Annotated in this window: 15 protein-coding genes; 8 read left to right on the top strand and 7 right to left on the bottom strand. The window is 54.2% G+C overall.

Going from position 1 to position 18,735, the window contains the following annotated elements; translation table 11 throughout:
- Positions 1-282 precede the first annotated feature (282 nt).
- Both QTO31_RS04350 and QTO31_RS04355 read right to left on the bottom strand, forming a co-directional pair.
- Positions 283-1,260, bottom strand: a complete 978-nt coding sequence (locus QTO31_RS04350; RefSeq protein ID WP_301428208.1) for a threonine/serine dehydratase — start codon at positions 1,258-1,260, stop codon at positions 283-285.
- A gap of 46 nt (positions 1,261-1,306) precedes the next feature.
- Positions 1,307-2,287, bottom strand: coding sequence for an aldo/keto reductase (locus QTO31_RS04355; RefSeq protein ID WP_031459779.1), 981 nt, complete (start codon positions 2,285-2,287; stop codon positions 1,307-1,309).
- Between the two features lie 243 nt (positions 2,288-2,530).
- Between QTO31_RS04355 and QTO31_RS04360 the strand changes: the two genes are divergently transcribed.
- The 5 genes from QTO31_RS04360 to QTO31_RS04380 all read left to right on the top strand — a co-directional run bounded on the left by QTO31_RS04360 (position 2,531) and on the right by QTO31_RS04380 (position 7,111).
- Positions 2,531-3,733, top strand: coding sequence for a class I SAM-dependent rRNA methyltransferase (locus QTO31_RS04360; protein WP_031459780.1), 1,203 nt, complete (start codon positions 2,531-2,533; stop codon positions 3,731-3,733).
- Between the two features lie 34 nt (positions 3,734-3,767).
- On the top strand, positions 3,768-4,964 hold the full coding sequence (gene argJ / locus QTO31_RS04365; protein WP_301428209.1) for a bifunctional glutamate N-acetyltransferase/amino-acid acetyltransferase ArgJ: 1,197 nt from the start codon (positions 3,768-3,770) through the stop codon (positions 4,962-4,964).
- Between the two features lie 6 nt (positions 4,965-4,970).
- Positions 4,971-5,639, top strand: coding sequence for an LON peptidase substrate-binding domain-containing protein (locus tag QTO31_RS04370; protein ID WP_031459782.1), 669 nt, complete (start codon positions 4,971-4,973; stop codon positions 5,637-5,639).
- 11 nt (positions 5,640-5,650) lie between these two features.
- Positions 5,651-5,935 (top strand): DUF503 domain-containing protein, encoded by a 285-nt coding sequence (locus tag QTO31_RS04375; RefSeq protein WP_031459783.1) that lies wholly within the window; start codon positions 5,651-5,653, stop codon positions 5,933-5,935.
- 132 nt (positions 5,936-6,067) lie between these two features.
- Entirely contained in the window at positions 6,068-7,111 is a 1,044-nt protein-coding gene (locus QTO31_RS04380) for an ATP-binding protein (RefSeq protein WP_301428210.1), read from the top strand.
- Positions 7,112-7,115: 4 nt separating this feature from the next.
- Here QTO31_RS04380 and QTO31_RS04385 read toward each other — a convergent pair whose 3' ends face one another.
- Both QTO31_RS04385 and QTO31_RS04390 read right to left on the bottom strand, forming a co-directional pair.
- Positions 7,116-8,108, bottom strand: coding sequence for a PD-(D/E)XK nuclease family protein (locus QTO31_RS04385; RefSeq protein WP_301428211.1), 993 nt, complete (start codon positions 8,106-8,108; stop codon positions 7,116-7,118).
- A gap of 594 nt (positions 8,109-8,702) precedes the next feature.
- Positions 8,703-9,401 (bottom strand): hypothetical protein, encoded by a 699-nt coding sequence (locus tag QTO31_RS04390; RefSeq protein WP_301428212.1) that lies wholly within the window; start codon positions 9,399-9,401, stop codon positions 8,703-8,705.
- Between the two features lie 325 nt (positions 9,402-9,726).
- Here QTO31_RS04390 and QTO31_RS04395 point away from each other — a divergent pair, with 325 nt between their 5' ends.
- Both QTO31_RS04395 and QTO31_RS04400 read left to right on the top strand, forming a co-directional pair.
- Positions 9,727-10,404: a 4-vinyl reductase gene (locus QTO31_RS04395; RefSeq protein ID WP_301428213.1), complete on the top strand. Its 678-nt coding sequence runs from the start codon at positions 9,727-9,729 to the stop codon at positions 10,402-10,404.
- A gap of 18 nt (positions 10,405-10,422) precedes the next feature.
- On the top strand, positions 10,423-11,361 hold the full coding sequence (locus QTO31_RS04400) for a pentapeptide repeat-containing protein (RefSeq protein WP_031461271.1): 939 nt from the start codon (positions 10,423-10,425) through the stop codon (positions 11,359-11,361).
- A 47-nt stretch (positions 11,362-11,408) separates the two neighbouring features.
- On the opposite strand, the gene uvrA is transcribed toward QTO31_RS04400, so the two are convergent.
- From uvrA to QTO31_RS04415, 3 genes are all read right to left on the bottom strand, one after another.
- Positions 11,409-14,306, bottom strand: a complete 2,898-nt coding sequence (gene uvrA, locus QTO31_RS04405; protein WP_301428214.1) for an excinuclease ABC subunit UvrA — start codon at positions 14,304-14,306, stop codon at positions 11,409-11,411.
- Positions 14,307-15,032: 726 nt separating this feature from the next.
- Complete coding sequence (locus QTO31_RS04410; protein WP_301428215.1) at positions 15,033-16,559, bottom strand: DUF333 domain-containing protein; 1,527 nt, start codon at positions 16,557-16,559, stop codon at positions 15,033-15,035.
- Between the two features lie 36 nt (positions 16,560-16,595).
- Positions 16,596-17,174, bottom strand: a complete 579-nt coding sequence (locus QTO31_RS04415; RefSeq protein WP_031461141.1) for a peroxidase-related enzyme — start codon at positions 17,172-17,174, stop codon at positions 16,596-16,598.
- A 523-nt stretch (positions 17,175-17,697) separates the two neighbouring features.
- Here QTO31_RS04415 and QTO31_RS04420 point away from each other — a divergent pair.
- Positions 17,698-18,726: a thiamine pyrophosphate-dependent dehydrogenase E1 component subunit alpha gene (locus tag QTO31_RS04420; RefSeq protein WP_031461142.1), complete on the top strand. Its 1,029-nt coding sequence runs from the start codon at positions 17,698-17,700 to the stop codon at positions 18,724-18,726.
- Positions 18,727-18,735: the final 9 nt, after the last annotated feature.

An 18,735-nucleotide genomic window follows, 5' to 3' on the forward strand; every position in this document is an offset into this window, starting at 1 on the left:
GAAAAAGGCTGTGGTACCACTGGCACCTCAGCCCAAATAAAGGGCGGGCTGTGGATGCTCACTGGCTTCCCACAGCCCGCCGGTATCACAGGTTACGCCTGTCTAGCCTGCGCTGTGCGAAGCCTCTCTCACGTCAGCGGAGTCGTTCGACACCATTCCTACAGTGCCTGTCTTTACATACTGATTGGTGATAAGTGTCATGAACGGCCTCCTCTACGTGACTACGCACCTCTTGCCCGTGCAGCATAGCATAGTAATGAAGAACTGTCAATGGAATTTCGCTCAGTCTTTTGACGGAATAGCGAAGATTTGTTGCAATGTCGTCGCAGCAACATTACGGCCACAAATCAGCACAACAACGCGCTGTCCCACCAGATCGCTGATTTGTTGTTCGAGAAGGGCAGCCAGTGGTACCGCAGCACTTCCCTCTGCAATAAGATGATGTTCTTCGATAAGCCAGCGCATTGCGCGAGCGATAGCAGGTTCATCGACCAGTACCATGTCATCAAGCACCTGCTGCAGGATCGGTAGAGTGATGGTATCGGCTGCAAGATTACCGGCCAGACCATCGGCTAACGTTGGTTCATCGACCACCGGTACTACTCTGCCGGCGCGTAACGCAGCAGTCATAGCCGCAGAAGCGGCAGCCTGAACCCCGATCACGCGCACTCGTGGATTCATTGCTTTGGCCCAGAGACCAACCCCACTCGCCAGACCACCGCCCCCAACTGCAACCACAACGACATCAATATCGGCTAATGTCTGCCAGAGTTCAACTGCCAGCGTACCCTGACCGGCAATAACCAGTGGGTCATTGTAAGGCGAAATAAAATGCCAACCATATTCGGCGGCCATGCGCAACGCTTCAGCCTCGGCTGCATCATAGCCCGTGCCATGCAAAACGATCTCAACCGGATAACGGCGCAAGGCCGCGATTTTGGCCGGAGAAGCTGTAGCCGGTACAACGAGTGTGGCCGTTGTACCGATCATAGCTGCGGTGTGCGCAACGCCCAGCGCATGATTACCGGCAGAGCAGGCAACAACGTGAGTGGTTGCCGGAAGCTGACGCAGAGCATTCGCTGCACCACGAATCTTGAAACTACCGGTCACCTGGGCCAGTTCCAGCTTGAGCCAGACTTCAGCACCAGTCAATGCACATAGCGGTCGGCTTATCTCGAGCGGGGTTGGCTGAATAATCCCGGCGATACGCTGATGTGCCACCAGGATGTCGGCGGGTGAAAGGAAGAACGTTTGTCGCATGATCGTATTCCTATTGCCAGCGTGGAGCAGAACACCGGATCGCTGCCTACGAATGACCACGAATCGGCTTTGGCCGATATGGCTCTTCTAAACGCTGAATCTCTTCGGGTGACAACTTCACGTCGAGCGCGGCAACTGCCTCTTCAAGCTGGTACATTTTCGTAGCCCCGATGATAGGTGCAGTCACTTCCGGCTTATGAAGCAGCCAGGCCAGCGCAATCTGGGCATTACTGACCCCACGGGCACGAGCAATTTCACTTACCCGCTCGACAATCACGTAATCGCTGGCATCGTACATCGCGTGCGAGATCGTATCTGAACGGCCACGTACCGTAGCTGCGTCGGTGCCTTGCGGTCGGTTACCGGCAAGAAAGCCACGTGCCAGCGGACTCCAGGGAATCACCGCCAGACCGGCATCGCGACACAGAGGCAACATTTCGCGTTCCTCTTCACGGTAGACAAGGTTAAGATGATTTTGCATCGATACAAAACGTGCCCAACCGCGTCGTTCTTGGATGCCGAGGGCCTTTGCCAGTTGCCAGGCGAACATACTCGATGCACCGATATAGAGTGCTTTACCGGCGCGCACCACATCATTCAACGCCTCTAATGTCTCTTCAATCGGCGTCTCGTAATCCCAACGATGAATTTGATACAGATCAACGTAATCCATTCCCAATCGGCGCAACGAGGCATCAATCGCCTGCATAATATGCTTGCGCGAAAGTCCACGGTCGTTGGGTCGGTCACTCATCGGCTGGTAGACTTTGGTCGCAATAACCAGTTCATCACGGCGTACCCCCGAGTCACGAATGGCACGTCCTAAAATCTCTTCGCTCAAGCCCAACGAATACATATCCGCCGTATCGAAGAAATTGATCCCCAATTCCAACGCCCGAAAGATAAAAGGCCGACTGGCAGCTTCGTCTAGCACCCACTCACGCCAGGTCGGCGAACCATAGCTCATACAACCCAAACAGATCCGCGAAACCTGCATCCCGGTTGAGCCGAAACGTGTGTACTGCATACGATGACACCTCTTATCAAAAAGCGGGTAACAGTCGTATTATAACGAAGCTGGCCGGTTGCAGAACCACGTGTGCGAGAAAAAGAGCGGTCTGTAACGTTACCGGTTTTGGGTCGTGTTTAATGCACTGATGTATGTCGTTCACCTGCTCTTCCACGAGAGACGGGTTGGCAACTCAATCGCCCATTCACTCCTCTCCTTGCGCTTGACCACTCTGCCGGTGCGTGTTAGAGTCAGTCTACTATGGCAACTGTTATTCTGCTTTCCGGTCGCGAACGACCGGTCATTCAACGACATCCGTGGATCTTCTCTGGAGCTATCGCCGAGGTACGCGGAAATCCGGCACCTGGCGCGGTTGTCGATGTCTATGCTCAAGACGGAAGCTGGCTGGCACGAGGCTTTTGGAGCAGTAGTTCGCAACTGCGCGTGCGACTGGCTACCTGGGAACGAACCCAACCGCTCGATGAAACGTGGCTCCACGACACAATTGCACGGGCAATTACCGGACGCGAAAAATGGCTCCACCAGCCGGCGATTGCCTGTCGTCTGGTGTTTAGCGAGTCAGATGGTATTCCTGGCCTGATCGTGGATCGGTACGGCTGCTATCTAGTTATCCAATTGCTCACGCAGGCAATGGCAATACGAGCCGAGCGGGTGATACAAGTATTGGTAGATTTACTCGCCCCACGTGGTATCTACGAACGGAGCGATGCCGAGGTACGAGAGAAAGAAGCGCTCCCACCGGCTGTTGGGTTGCGCTGGGGTGAGGCGCCACCTCGTTTACCAGTAACGTTGATCACCGGTCTTGATCAGATTGCCAGCGAACGACGTATGTTCGCCGATCTACAAACCGGTCAAAAGACCGGTATCTACCTTGATCAGGCGATTAACCATCTGCGAGTAGGAGCTTACTGTAGCGACGCCGATACGCTCGACTGTTTTTCTTACGCCGGTGGATTTGCGCTGGCGGCTGCCCGTGCCGGTGCCCGTCGGCTTACCTTGATCGATGCCAGTGCTGAAGCCCTCGCCCTGGCTGCTGATAACCTTCGCCTAAACGATCTGTCGATACCAACTGAATTCGTTGAGGGAGATGCGTTTCAAATTCTGCGTCAATACCGCAACGAGCATCGTCAATTTGATGTCGTCATTCTCGACCCACCGAAATTTGTCCACCAGCAATCGCATCTGCAACGCGCTACTCGTGGCTACAAAGATATTAACTTGCAGGCACTGCACCTGATCCGAAGCGGAGGGATACTGGCAACATTCAGTTGTTCGGGTCTGGTTTCAGCCGAACTCTTTCAGAAAATCATCTTTGGTGCCGCGCTTGATGCTGGGCGTGATGTACAAATCCTCGAACGGCTAACCCAGGCGCCCGATCATCCAGTGCTACTGACATTTCCAGAAAGTGAATATCTCAAAGGATTGATCTGTCGGGTGTGGTAAACTATTTGCATCCTTCGTTTATTGTTGAGCGGCTATGAACTTCACAATCTTTGAAGATGGTCATATCGCTAGCCCAACCGGGTTCCGCGCCACCGGCATTTCTGCTGGCCTGAAAGAGGGGAGCAAGGCACGAGATCTGGCCCTCGTCTACTCTCAATATCCATGCCGTGCAGCAGCCATGTTCACGACTAGCGTCTTCAAAGCGGCACCGGTGTTTCTGAGTCAGGCCATTTTGCTGCGTAACCACGATGCGATCCGGGCCGTGTTGATTAACGCCGGTCAGGCGAACGCTGGTACCGGTCAGAACGGGCTGAATGATGCAATTGAATGCGCCAAAATAACAGCCGATGAGCTGGAAGTACCGCGCGACTCGGTGCTGTTGATGTCAACCGGTCTAATAGGGGTACCACTACCGATGCAACGGATGCGCAACGGTATCCGACGGGCAGTAAGTGAACTCGACAGTAACGGAGGGCGACGAGCGGCAATGGCCATACTTACCACCGACACACGCCCCAAAGAACGAGTTCTGCGCGTTTCGTTGCGAAACGGTCCACGTTACACACTGGCCGGCATGGCGAAGGGAACCCGAATGATCCATCCCCGGCTGGCGACACTGCTGGCCCTTATCACCACCGACCTGGCGATCAGTCAACCCCTGTTACAACGAGCACTACGGCAAAGTGTTGATCGTTCGTTCAATCGTTTGAATATTGACGGTGACTGTAGCCCGAATGATAGTGTGATTATGCTGGCCAATGGCGCTATCGATCATCCACCGATCACCGATTCAAGTACCTGGGAGTTTGGTGTCTTTCAGGAAGCTCTCGACTTCTTGTGCGCCGATCTGGCAAACCAAATCGTGCGCGATGCGGCCGGTTCTGGTAAAGTGATTAAAGTGGTGGTGCAAGGGGCGGCAGATGAAGCAACGGCCCAAACGATTGCCCACACTGTGGCCCGCTCAGGCTCGGTGCGAGCAGCCTGTCGGCGCAACTCATCAGATTGGGGTGCACTTCTAGCTGCCATTGGCGCCAGCGCTGTTGAGTTGCGTCCCGATCTTCTTGATCTTCGGATCGGGACGGTGCCGGTTATGCTTCGCGGCACCCCTGTTCCGTTTGACCCAACGAACCTGGTGCAGACGATGTCAGGCCCTGAAGTAGAATTGGTGATCGACCTCAATCTTGGCCTGGCCGAAACAACCGTCTGGACCTGCACGTGGACAGATGGGTGAATCTTTATGGAACAAACTCTGCCATTATTTCCGCTCGGCTCGCTGCTCTTTCCCGGTAGCATCATGAGTTTGCACATCTTCGAGCAACGTTATCGCCTGATGATCGGTCGTTGTCTGGCCGAACAACAACCGTTTGGGATTGTCTTGCTCCGTCGCGGCCATGAAGTGATTGAGGGACAACGAATGGCGATTGCCCCTGAACCTTACGAGGTGGGCACGGTAGCAGTGATTCAAGATCATCTCAGACTGGAAGATGGCCGCTATTTGCTTCAGGTGATCGGTCAGAATCGCTTTCGTATCATCCAGATTATCGAACAATCGCCGTATTTAATAGCTCAGGTGAAAATGCTCCCCGAACACATCGATCAGCAAGCAAAGGCGGCTGCCGCCGAATTACGCAATATCTACCGACGATACTGGGAACGTATTGCTACGCTGACCGGCGCCGAAATTGATGTTGAACCGTTACCCGTTGATCCGGTGAGTCTGAGCTACATGTTAGCCGACCGGCTACGGATTGATCAGGCGCAGAAGCAACGCTGGTTGGAAGCCGAAGTCACCGAACGCCTCCGTAGTCTGACAATGGCTATCCGTACTGAACTGGCAATTCTGCCACGCGGCCCGCAAGGTCTCGACCCATCAACGTTGTTAGGCGGCTGGAACAGTCTCAACTAACCGTCAAGCGTATGATCATCGGTTCATGTACCATTCATCTCCACATCGCGACAGCGCAGTCGTTAAAAGAGAAACGACAAGTGGTGCGTTCACTCATCGCCCGCATCCGCAACGAATTTAATGTCTCAGTTGCCGAAATCGACGATCAAGACCGCTGGCAGAGCGCTCGCCTCGGAGTAGCGGTTGTAGCAACCGATGGCAGACACGCTCAGCAGCAGCTTGAAGCAGTGGTAAACTTTATCGAACGTCAGCGTCCTGATTGTCCGCTACTGACGTATGAAATCGAGCTGTTGTGACGCAGAGCTTTTCACAGCTCTTCCCCATGACTATGGAGGGCGGAGATACGGGCAGTGAGAGGGGAGCCAACCCACCTCAACCTTCCCCTTCCGCGCCTCCGAATGAAAGATGCAGAAGCAAGGTTCTCGCCTATGGCTGACGATATTTATCCCTTTCCGCTGCTGGCGATGGTCGGTCAGACCGATCTCAAAACGGCGCTGATCCTTGGCCTTATCAACCCACAAATTGGCGGCATTTTGCTCAGCGGGCCGTATGGGGTAGGGAAGACGACTGCCGTGCGCGGTCTGCTCGATGTCATGCCCTTCGTGACCCGCGAGCATCCCGATGCTGACGGGAAAACACTAGTTGAGCGCATGCGCTTGATCGAACTCCCGCTCAATGCCCGGCTGGAAGACGTGGTTGGTGGAATCAACGAACGCATTGCCATCGAGCAACACGTTGTACGCCTGGAAGAAGGAATTTTAGCCCGCGCTCACGGTAATGTCCTTTACGTCGATGAGATCAACCTGCTCGATCAGGCAGTCGTTGATGCTATTCTCGACGCAGCAGCTCAAGGTCGAACGTTTGTACGGCGGGGTGCAATGGTGCGTCTGTTTCCCAGTCAGTTTGTGCTTATCGGTTCGATGAATCCAGAAGAAGGAGCACTACGACCACAAATTCTCGACCGCTTTGGTTTACGGGTATGGGTGGCGCCTATTGCCGATCATCGTGCTCGGCTCGAAATCTATCGACGCGCCCGTGATTTTCGCAACGATCCGGTAGGCTTTCGGCAAGGGTACGCAGCTCAGACCGCAGCGCTCGCCGAAGAGATCATGATCGCCCGTGAGATTCTCCCACACGTCACTATTCCGCCAGAGTTGGAAGAGCAGGCCCTGGCCTTAGTTCAGCAACTGCATATCCCTTCTCATCGTGCTGAAATAGCGTTACTAGAAGGGGCGCGCGCCCGGGCCGCAGCCGATTTTCGCAATGTTGTCAACGCTGAAGATATTCGGCGAATCGCACCGCTGGCATTAACGTGGCGCCACAGCGACTGGTTTGAGCGGCATACGGCCGGAGTACAGGCCGAGCAAGAGACTATCGCTGCTGCACTAGACACCCTCTTCCCGCCAACCGACAGCAGACGTCGGCGAAGTCGGCGCAGCACGGTGCGGCAGATTGAGGAAGGTCACGTCTGAAACGCTACCGTTCTGCACTGGTCAAGGCGTCGCCGGCATCTTCGGCAAAACTGTAGACCACAATCCCGAAGCGTTCAGCAACCTTCCGTGCCGGAACATCTACCATCGGCGAAATGACTATCAACTGATCGGCTCTTCGCTCGTGACGGCGTTCGGACCACCGCGCCTTACGTTCAAACAGATACATATCGGCCTTGCTCATCGATGACTTGATCTCACAAATGAGCAACAGGCCATTTTTGATAATCACATCAAGCTCGATCTGTTCAGGTCGTCCAAATACTTCGCCGGTCTCATCAAACTCGTTGACATTGATCACTTCGAGATTGAAAAAGCCGGTCAGAATACCACGCAAAGCGTCACGGAACGACTGCTCTGAATACAGCCCCCAACGCGCACCAAGCGCGCCAATGGTAGAGTCGAACTTTCGGTCAAGCGCCGCATGCCGCCGCATAAGCTCGCGGATTTCACGTTGATTCTCTTCCCAGCGTTGCGATTGCTCTGCCCACAGCCGGCTTTGCTCTTCCCAACGCCGATCTTGCTCTTCCCAACGTTGAGCTTGTTCTTCCCAGCGGCGTGTCTGTTCTTCCCACTTGCGATCAATTTCCGCGTGGCGCTGATCCATCTCGCCCAACCGCCGCAGCATCTCGCGGATTTCACGTTGATTCTCTTCCCAGCGCCGATCTTGTTCTTCCCAGCGTTGAGCTTGTTCTGCCCAGCGCTGAGCTTGTTCTGCCCAGCGTTGAGCTTGTTCTTCCCAGCGCTGAGCTTGTTCTGCCCAGCGCTGAGCTTGTTCTGCCCACAGCCGGGTTTGCTCTTCGCGAGATTGTCGCAACTCCTCGAGAATGCGATCAAACCGATTATCAGTTTCCGAGCGACCAGCAAAATACTTTTGCGCAAGTTGCAAGATCAGACGCTGCACTTCCGGATCGCGTTCAAGGAGTGCAGGTAGTTCCTGGATAAGCAATTCCCTGATTTGGTCGCGTTCGAGTGGCATGTTGTACTCCTGCGACGTGCAAGTGCAGCGTGTGAGAGAATTGATGCGGTTAAATGTACTATATTATAGCACACCCAGAGACCATCAATCATCTCAACCACAGCACTGTTAGGGGTTGCCAACCTTCTTTCCTACCCGACAGTGCTGATGTGAGAAGGGAGCAAAGATAGGTTAGAGGATGATCAAAAATCCGGGCTTTTGATGAGTCTCGATCATAACATCGCCATAGTGGTCAGGGAACCGGTGGCAGGCAACGTATGCAGCTCCGCGACGTGATGGCAAAGGGTTTCGACGGTTTCAGTGTCTGTGCTGCGACGCAAGGTGAGAGGGACGGCCATGCCATAAGCCGACCTGCACGAGCACGTCGGACTATTGCTTAGCCAGGGTTGCACCCACTGCCGTAGGAAGCGGGCCTTCGGCTTCGGCCCGCGCTCCTAGGCGACCGTATCGGTCAGGAATGGCCTGAAAGACTTTCGTTAGTGAACACGACCAGAAACCGAGAACTCTGACAACCGCACCATTACGTCAACGTTGCCGGCATGTCCTGGTACGAGATGTTACGTTCCGGTTCTTGTTGCCAGAGCACCCATAGCGTTACGCCACACCCATCGCCAGACGCCGAACCGCTGGCGCCTCCTGAGCCATCCGTTGCGTCAACTGCCACGAACCCAGACAAGACGCCAGTTGCGCTAGCGTCTGCACAATTTGCTCAAACCACTGCACCGGAATGGTCTGCGGCATATTTGTGGCCATTTGCGACAAACCAATAATCGTGATCAGGACGATCACAAACACCACGGCTAACGGTCGCATCCTGCGTTTCCATGCCCCAATCGCCAACATGAGCAGGAGGGCAACATTTCCAATCGTTGCTAACATAATCAGCGGCACGCGCCATGGCCCACCGTTCACCGCGATCAGCGCTGACCCTATTGCGAATAGACTAATCACGATCAGCGGGATCAACCAGGGTCGGTGCAAGCCTGGCTTAGCCTGAAGCTGGCGCGTGTAACTGTACACGGCGGTTGCGATCAACGTGAAACCGGGTGCAATCATCGGGAACAGGGCCTGACTGAAGAGCGAGATGTCGGTACCGTTGATTGCCATCAGCACCTTCCAGGTTGCCTTTAAGATGCCGCCAACCGCCAGCAGTGCCAAACCGGTAAAAGCCATCATCCCCAGCGTTCGATCAAATTGCTGAATGGTGCGTGCAATAAACCATACACCGATCAACGAGAAGATTACCGGGAGGTAATCCTCTAGCGCCAGCGCCAGCGAATATTCCGTCTCCATTGCCAGCCTCCCGCATTGCCTACAATTAACACTTTAGTTCATTATATTGCATATCATACCGATTGACAAGCTCGGAGCGCAGGCCTCCGGCCCGTGTCAGCGGTGGGTAACCGGAAGACATCGGCTAGCGCGAACGCGAAACACGAAGAACAGAACTGATACCAATCGCTGGCAGAACATGCAAACATTTTCGTCTTCCTGCGTTCACTGCTACATCTCCTCAGGTTTTGGAATAATCTACGTTTATTTTTGTGATAATGCTATCCGTGGTCGGTTTGTGGTATCCTAAACCTGTTCACAGACCAAGGGCGTGGAGGAGGAAAATATGGAGATCCGCGACCGCCCCGACCACGATCCTGTTGCTGATTTGCTGTTAGTTGATGCATACATGCGTTGGGCATTGCTCGCAGCCGAAGAAGTGATTGGGCGTAACGGTTTGGCCGTTGTGTTGCGCCAGGCCGGCTTAAGCCATTTGATAGGCAACTATCCGCCCGAACAACTGAAAGCAACGAGTGGGCTAACGTTTTACCACTATGCCTCACTCAACGCTGACCTGATCAACTTCTTCGGTCGCTCGGCACGCAGTATGGCACTACGGATTGGACGTCAGACGGCCCGGCTGGCAATTACCAATCAGAGCGCATTGTTTGGTACTGCTGCGTTGATCGCCTCGAAGATGTTACCGTTCGCCACTCAGGTGAAGCTAGGTTTGTCGGCGATGCAAGCTGGGTTACGCCGCCTTAGTCAAACGGTAAACCAGGATCGACGACTGGCATTAGAGGATCGTGGCGATAGTTGGGCATACATCGACTACACCTGTTCAATGTCGGCCGGCAAGCAGGCTGATGAGCCGATTGGGTACATTCAGTGTGGTATCTTACAAGAAGCACTACACTGGCAAACCGGACGTGAGTTTGCAGTCGAACAGGTTGCCTGTCGTTCAATGGGTGCACCAGCCTCGATCTGGCTGGTAGCTAAATCACCAATGCTCCCTGTTTCTTGATGTGTAAAGGAGGGCCGTATGGCCGACCTGACTCCTGACCAGATCTTTGATCTTCTCAATCGTCCAGGGCCACTCTGGTTGGTTGGTGCTAATTTGAGTGGCGCCAATCTGAGTGCTGCGAATCTGAGTGGCGCCAATTTAAGCGAAGCGCAATTGAGTCGTGCCCGCCTGACCGACGCAAACTTATATCGGGCCGATTTGAGTATCTGCGAGTTAGGCGGCGCCAATCTGAGCTGGGCCAATCTCCGCGAGGCGCGCCTCAATTGGGCACAGTTGGTTCGGGCCGATTTGAGCGATGCCGATCTGCGCAAAGCGGATCTGAGCTGGGCCAATCTGGAGTTCGCAACGCTGGTTGGTGCTAATCTCAGAGGCGCCAATCTGAGCGCCGCCGATTTTAGTGGCGCTAACTTGTACGGCGCCAATCTCAGTCTCTGCAATCTCAGCGGGGCCGATCTCCGCGATACGGTGATGATTGGCGCGAATCTCAGTGAAGCTCAACTGCGCGAAGCTCAGTTGGTTAATTTGAGTGGCGCTAATCTGAGTGGTGCCATCCTCCTGCGGGTGAGTCTGAACGGCGCCAATGGCAATGGCGTCAATCTGGCAGGCGCGAATCTTATGCACGCCAACCTACGAGAAGTAACCTTTGATGATGCAAATTTTATCGGCGCGAACCTCAGCGAAGCCAATTTTGGTGAAGCAAGTCTGTGCAATGCCGATTTCAGTGAGGCCAATCTCAGTGGTGCGTATCTGAGTGGCGCTAACTTGCGTGGCGCCATTTTGACCCGCGCCAATCTGTCGCGGGCTAATCTGAGTGGCGCCAATCTACGTGGTGCAAACTTGCGAGGAGTAAACTTGCGCGAAGCGTCGCTGGCCGATGCCGATTTAACCGACGCTGATCTCACCGATGCCGATTTGACTGACTGCGATTTGACCGGAACGAAAGGGATTGTCCGGTGAACGACACATTGGGATGCGGGTATGCAGTAGCATACCCACCCCATCCCCTATCCAGAAGCAACAACCGACTCAAGAATCTCGCGGAGAAATCGCCCGGTGTGTGAGGTTGGATGACGGGCAACCTCTTCAGGTGTCCCAAGAGCGACCACCTCGCCACCGCCATCACCACCTTCAGGCCCCATATCGATCACGTAATCAGCCGTCTTGATCACATCGAGATTGTGTTCGATCACGATGACCGTATTTCCCGCATCTACCAGGCGGTGTAATACGCGCAGCAGATTCTGAATGTCGGCAAAGTGAAGACCGGTCGTTGGTTCATCGAGAATGTAAATGGTACGACCGGTAGCAACCCGAGCCAATTCCTTTGCTAGCTTGACCCGCTGTGCTTCACCACCAGAAAGCGTCGTTGCAGGTTGACCGAGCTTGATGTAGTCAAGCCCAACATCGTGCAGAGTTTGTAAGATACGACGCACCCGCGGCACATTGGCAAAAAACTCTAGCGCGGTCTGCACGTCCATATCAAGCACATCGGCGATGGTCTTGCCGCGATACTTAACCTGCAAGGTTTCACGGTTGTAGCGTTTCCCTTTACATTCAGCACAGCGAACCCAGACATCGGCCAGGAATTGCATATCAATCTTGATCTCGCCGTTCCCCTCACACGCCTCACAGCGCCCACCTTTCAGGTTGAAACTGAAGCGACCCGGACCATAACCACGCAGTTTCGCTTCGGGTGTTTCGGCAAACAATTCACGGAGCAAATCGAAGAGCTTCACGTAGGTCGCCGGATTCGAGCGCGGAGTACGACCAATCGGCTGTTGATCAATGTTGATGACCTTATCCAGCCGTTCGAGACCGTGCAGATTGCGGAAGGGACCAGGCTTAAGTTGTGCACGATTGAGACGGTTAGCCAGCGCCGGATAGAGCGTTTCGGTGATGAGCGATGATTTTCCCGAACCAGAGACACCAGTTACGGCAATGAAACAACCGAGCGGAAAACTGACCGTCACATCACGCAGGTTATTGAGCGTTGCTCCTTCCAGGGTCAGCCAGCCGTTGTTGGCCTGACGACGACTGGTCGGGATCGGGATTGTCAGGCGGCCAGAGAGGTACTGACCGGTAAGTGAGGTCGGGTGTTGCGCCACCTGCTCTGGTGTTCCGGCAGTCACAATCTGACCACCTTTCACACCGGCACCGGGACCAAAGTCAATAATCCAATCGGCGGCCTGCATCGTCTCAAGGTCATGCTCGACGACAATAAGAGTATTACCAAGATCACGCAACCGCAACAGCGAATCGAGGAGTTTGCGATTATCACGTTGATGCAGACCAATGCTCGGTTCATCGAGAATATACATCACGCCAACCAGCCCGGAGCCAATCTGAGAAGCGAGGCGGATGCGTTGTGCTTCGCCGCCAGAAAGAGTTGGCGCAGCGCGATCAAGTGTCAGATAGTGCAAACCTACATTGTGTAAGAAACCGAGACGTTCACGGATCTCCTTCAATACATCACCGACGATAGCCCGCTCTGTCTCGTTAAGTTGATTAGGCAATTCACGGGCCCAATCGAGCGCCTGGGCAACGTTCATCCGAGTTACATCGCGAATCGAACGCCCTGCTACCCGCACGGCCAGACTTTCCGGTCGTAACCTTGCTCCCTGACAATCAGGGCAGGGTTGTTCGCTCATGTATTGCGTGTAGTACTCGCGCATCGTGTCGGAGCCACTCTGCATATAGCGCCGACGAATTTCACTGGCCAGTCCTTCCCAGATACGGTAATACTCACCGCGCGATCCACTTTCATGTTCCCAGGAGAAGCGAATACGTTCCTGACCACTACCATAGATAATTGCATCACGCTGACGTTGCGTCAACGAATCCCAGGGTGCATCGAGATCAATGTGATAATGGGCAGCGATAGCAAGCAGAGCCTTGTATGCCCAGGTATCCTGCTTTTTCCGCATTTCGCCCCAATACGTCACCGCACCGTCATGAATGGAGAGTGCGCCATTAGGAACGAGGAGCGACGGATCGACTTCAAGGCGCGCACCAAGACCGGTACAGGTCGGACATGCCCCCTGCGGTGAGTTGAACGAAAACATCTGCGGGGTCAATTCAGGAAACGAAATCCCGCATGCCAGACAGGTATTGCTCTCGCTCATCATCCACTCGCGTGGTTGATCGGGATCGTCTGGCGCATCGGCGCGACTGATAATAATCTTCCCTTCCCCAACCCGCAAAGCTGTTTCGACGCTATCGGTGAGTCGGGTGATGAAACTGTCAACATCACCGTTTTCAGCAACTGCTGGTATCGCCAGGCGGTCGATCACGACCTCAATCGAGTGCTTGACCTTCTTGTTCAGCTTAATCTCTTCATCGAGCGAACGAATTTCGCCATCAACGCGCACACGAGTGAAGCCTTCGGCTTTAGCTTCAGCAAAAATATCTTTGTACTCACCTTTACGTTGCGAAACCACTGGCGCCAGCACCATAAAGCGCGTGCCGGGAGGGAGGGTCAGGATACGATCCACCATCTGCTGCGCCGATTGTGCGGTAACCGGTTGACCACACCGATGACAGTATTGATGACCGACCCGCGCAAAGAGCAGACGTAGATAGTCGTAGATTTCCGTGATCGTACCGACGGTCGAGCGTGGGTTCTTGCTGGCACTCTTTTGCTCGATAGCAATTGCCGGTGATAAGCCCTCAATCAGATCGACTTGCGGTTTTTCCATCTGGCCAAGAAATTGTCGTGCGTAAGCCGACAGGCTCTCGACATACCGCCGCTGGCCCTCAGCGTAGAGGGTGTCAAATGCCAGTGAACTCTTGCCCGACCCACTCACTCCGGTCAGCACTACCAGCCGATCACGCGGGATTTCAACATCAATGCCCTTGAGGTTATGTTCACGTGCGCCCTTAATGACGATGGTCGTCTTTGCCACGACTCTCTCCGCTACTAGACAAGCGAAACAAGAGCGTCGTCGAATGGTGACGACGCCAAGCCTACATGATAGTATACCATCATTTTTTAGAACAAAAGAACTACAAAGGCTGGATTTTAGGGCTTTTCAACGTTTTCACCTTACTCAGCAGAGGTGAGAGAGAAGATTGAGGGGCAAGAGCGAGTTCTAAACCTATCATCGATAACGTGCTGAGGCAGCACGCGATAGGTTTCGACCATAAACGCTGGTGCGGGCTGGAGGCCCGCGCACCCAGACACCCAATGGTCGTCGTACACCCGGCAATGCGGGCCGGAGGCCCGCGCACCCAGGATGCCCCATTATACGGGCCGGAGGCCCGTGCTCGCAGAAACCCGATGGGCGTCACACACCTAGCGATGCGGGCCGGAGGCCCGCGCACCCAGGATGCCCCATTATACGGGCCGGAGGCCCGTGCTCGAAGGATGCCCCATTATACGGGCTGGAGGCCTGTGCTCGCAGAAACCCGATGGGCGTCACACACCTAGCGATGCGGGCCGGAGGCCCGCGCACCCAGGATGCCCCATTATACGGGCCGGAGGCCTGTGCTCGCAGAAACCCGATGGGCGTCACACACCTAGCGATGCGGGCCGGGGGCCCGCGCTCGCAGGCGAGAGCCGCCATCAGTAAGGGGCAATGTAGTCATCGAATGCAATCTGAAGCTGAAAACTGCAAACCCGCTCACTCACCTTATCGTTGCCTCCACCAGGTAGCAGACTCAACAAACAGTGGTGTATCAGGCTGTAATTGAGCAGCGCGATCCAGATCGGATTCAATCTCAGGATCGGCAGAGTCTTTTAGAAAGCGCCCCCAGGCCCGAATGAAATAGATGGCAGCACGTTCAGGAACAACCGCCAGCGCACGCTCACTCTCTGATACCAGGTATTCACCCAGCGTTGTCTCCCATCCTTGCGCAACCGTCCCCACAATGAGTGGCGATTCAACGTTGAAGATGTCAGCCGGTGTATAGCTGCGCATCAGGGCTACTGCGCCATCGTAATCACCAAAAAACACGTGATTGATCAGCGGAAAAGCTCTCTCGTCAATTGCTCTGAGGTGAGCATCGTGTATCTTCTGGATCAGGCGCTGATTCCAGCGTAGCGATCCGCCAGTCGTTGGTGGATCACTATTACCAGCAGTATTTACCACAGTATTGATTGCTGCTAGAGCATCTATCCAGAGATCGGCATGCGTAAATGCAACAGCCTGTCGATTCTGATCGGCGAACGGAGCTGTTTGATATTCAGGCACTAATTCACTGATGGTGCGTTCGACCATCTGACTCTTTTCCCAGCTATAGACCTGGTAAAAAGGATAGTACACTCCGCAGGCATAGCAAAAAACGTAGCGTTCTGACCGATCAAGCACCACTTCAGCAACACCATCGCCGTCGAGGTCTGCGATAGTACCGAATCCCGGACTCGACGAGAAGGCAACCAATTCCTGTCGTAGCGTATTGTCGGCAAAACTAAACAGATGGTAACTACCACTGTGAGCACCCAATCCGCCCTCGATCTGCAACCAGATTCGTTCAGGCGCAATGTTGACCTGTCGTACTACGCCAATAAAATCCGGTTCGAGTGTTTCTGTGCCTTCACCAGACTGCAACGACTGACGATCAAGCTGTTGCCAGCCGCCAACTGTGTACTCGTACACAGCAATAAAATGTGGCACTGATGGATCGAGGTCGAAATTTCGCATGCCGGTGCTGTGAACAACCCACAATTGGCGTTCCCCATCAGCAGTAAGTGGCTGGGCTGCGAAACCATCAAATGCGTTTGCCGGTAGATTTTCCCGTACCAGTGCAAAGAGTTCGGCGAATTTTGGCTCGATAGTGGTTGTTTCAGCAGCGCCTTCCGGTAAAGCGTATTGATCGCCAGGCCGACACTCACCCCGAAAGAAGGCCCATTCCTCACACAACGAACCGTCGTTAAACAGACACACACCGATCTGCCCACCATCGCTGGTCGTTTGAATTTCCAGCCGCCCTCCCTGTTCGCTGCAATAATTGGCAGCCGGATTAGCGAGACCAACGACAGGGGTAGCGGTCGGAGATCGTGCCGGTTCAGGCTGCGAGTCCGATGGACTGGAAGTTATTTCCGTCGGTTTCGCGATGGTTGCAGCGGGCGACGAAGGCGGTGCTATCGCACAACCTGCATTGACAAGGATCAGTCCTACCACAACGGCGGGAAGCAGGACACGAATGACAATAGCCATGAAAATTACCTTTATGCGAGCAGGCAGGAAACACGTTTAACGGCCCATCGTATAAAACTCATCGTTGGGACGGAGTGCACTCATATTGGCCAGCCGATTGCTCATTGCGAAGAAGGCTGCAATCGCACCTATTTCCCAGATGTCGTCCTGGGTCAGACCATGCTGGAACAGGGGTTGCCAATCTTCTTCACTAATTCGGGCCGAGTCGATCGCTACCTTCAAAGCGTAATCGAGAATGGCACGTTGGCGAGGGGTGATTTCGGCGCGTCGGTAGTTAGTCGCAATTTGATCGGCCAGTCGCGGATTTTTACTGCGAATGCGGAGAATTGCACCGTGGGCAATGACACAATACAAACAATCATTTGCCGCCGAGGTAGCAACAACGATCATCTCTTTCTCGGCCTTACTCAGATTAGAAGGACGTTCCATTAAGGCGTCGTGATAAGCAAAAAAGGCCCGAAACTCATCAGGCCTTTTCGCTAGTGCCAGAAAAACGTTGGGGATAAAACCACTCTTCTCAGCAACCTTCTCGATGCGTTCACGAATATCATCCGGCAGGTCTGCAATTCGGTCAGGTACCGGAAACCGGCTAATCGGGCGTTCGCTGATGTTCACGGCAGTACTCCTTACAGGGGAGAGATGATTCGGCTATCATTATATCACGGCGAAGATGAGGAGTGAGGAACGAGAGCACGAGGAAATCAATATGTTCGGTTGGTGGTTGTGTTCACCGATGAAGGTATCTCACACGCTCACACCAACTCTGTCTGTGTAAACCGTGTCAGATCGTACACAACACAACGCGAAACGGAGATCTGCATTCACAGGTAATTGCGAGAGTCGCGACTCATCGGCAGTGGATGCACGCGGTTCGTCAGTGTCGCTCTACAGTGGTATCGTCCGATTATCAAAAGCGACTCGGAGCTGACCACTCTGAAACGACCTACCCCTGATAATCTCCGTTCGCACCAACCTCATTTTTCGGCTATACTATTCATGATTACCTGATTGACCGATCGCCGTCGATGGGGACGGAACGTAAGCGTCAGCCAGTGTGCGCATGCGTTACTACGTCCCGCTACGGCGAATCGTGGCGGGTCTTTGATATGCATAACATACGGAAAGGAAGGTAGTGCCGATGACCGTCTCGATCAAAGAAATCAGTGCCGATCCGGGATTTGGGCACGATCTACCGCCGCACACGCTCCGCGATATGCTGCGGTACATGATGTTGGCACGCGCACTCGACGAGCGTATGTGGGTACTCAATCGCGCAGGCAAAGCGCCGTTTGTGATTAGTTGTCAGGGACATGAAGCAGCCCAGGTTGGAGCCGCCTTTGCCTTAACGCGCGGAAAAGATTTTATCTTACCGTACTATCGCGGTCTGGCAATGGTGCTGGTGATGGGCATGACCCCTACTGAGGTGATGCTAGGCCTGTTTGCCCGCGCCACCGATCCTAGCTCTGGTGGCCGACAGATGCCAGCCCACTACGGTTGCCGGCGTTTGAAGATTGTCACTCAATCATCACCGGTCGGTACGCAAATTCCGCATGCTGCCGGAATCGGACTGGCCGAGAAGATTAAAGGTGGCGACGCGGTGGTATGGGTTTCCTTTGGCGAGGGTACAACTAGTCAGGGTGATTTCCACGAAGGAGTTAATCTGGCAGCCGTACACCGGCTGCCGGTCATTTTTCAATGTGAAAATAACGAATACGCCATTAGTGTTCATCAGCGTCAGCAGATGGCAATCGGGAGTGTCGCCGAACGCGCCGCAGCGTATGGGATTCCCGGCATAAGTGTTGATGGTACCGATGTGCTGGCGGTTTATGAAGTAACCCGCCGTGCCGTAGAGCGTGCCCGTCGTGGTGATGGGCCAACCCTAATCGAAGCACGGGTAGTACGCATGACGGCCCACTCAAGCGATGACAATGATCGCACCTATCGCCCACCGCACGAAATTACCCTGGTTCGCCATCAAGACCCGATTGTGCGGTTCGTTGCGCAGTTGCGGGAACACGGCATCTTGAGCGAAGCCGAAGAGCAAGAGATGCGAGCCGAGATCAAGGCCATTGTTGATCGGGCAACTGAAGAGGCCGAACAGGCACCAATGCCCGAGCCAGAAACGCTCTACGATCATGTCTATGCACCACCACGCCAACGTCGTTAGTCTGCCAGG

This window comes from Chloroflexus sp. MS-CIW-1 (assembly GCF_030444705.1).
Lineage (GTDB): Bacteria > Chloroflexota > Chloroflexia > Chloroflexales > Chloroflexaceae > Chloroflexus.